The organism is Streptomyces sp. NRRL F-2664, assembly GCF_000719345.1.
Lineage (GTDB): Bacteria > Actinomycetota > Actinomycetes > Streptomycetales > Streptomycetaceae > Streptomyces.
On sequence record NZ_JOFX01000299.1, the window covers coordinates 1 to 650 of the forward strand.

Here is a 650-nt window from a genome sequence, read left to right on the forward strand (position 1 = left end):
TTCCTGCGGGGTGGGCGTGGTGCGCGGCCCGCCGCTCCCCGGCGGGCCGGGCAGGCCACCGCCCGGCAGGGGCTGGTGTGGTGCGCGGGCTGGGCCGGCGGGGAGGGGGGGCGGGCCTGCCTGGGGGCCCCGGGTTCTGCGGCCTGTGGCCGGGTTCCGGGGGGTCGGGGGCATGATCGAACCCGCCGGGGAGCGGTCGGTGCGGGCGGTAGCGTCTGCGCGGCCGCCAGCCGGTCCGCGGAGACGCTGCTCCGCAGGCCGGTTGAGGAGTCTTCGCTTCGGGCAGCATGCCCGGGCCGTGGTCGGCGAAGGACACCGGGCGGGTCCCGGACGCGCTGGCCGGCCGGGCCGGCCGCGTGCGGGGGCAGGGCAGCCGGAACGCCTCGGGGCCGCTAGGGAGCGTATTGGGTCGTGATCAAGGAGTGGTGAGGTTCTTGATCCAGATCATCGAAGCGCGGAGCTGGAGGCGGGCGAGGTAGCTCTCGGGTGTGTTGTCGAACCGGGTGGCGATGCCCCGCCAGGCCTTCAGTCTGTTGATCAGGCGCTCGATGGTGTTCCGTTCCTTGCAGAGGTCGGCGTCATGACTGACGGGCCGGCCGCCTCGTGCGCCCTTCTTCTTCCGGTTGGCGACCTGGTCCCGCTTTTGGGGG

The 650-nt window shown here is 74.2% G+C and carries 1 pseudogene; it reads right to left on the minus strand.

Going from position 1 to position 650, the window contains the following annotated elements:
- Nucleotides 1–415: 415 nt before the first annotated feature.
- Nucleotides 416–650, minus strand: a pseudogene (locus IF89_RS0135820) (IS5/IS1182 family transposase); the annotation flags it as partial.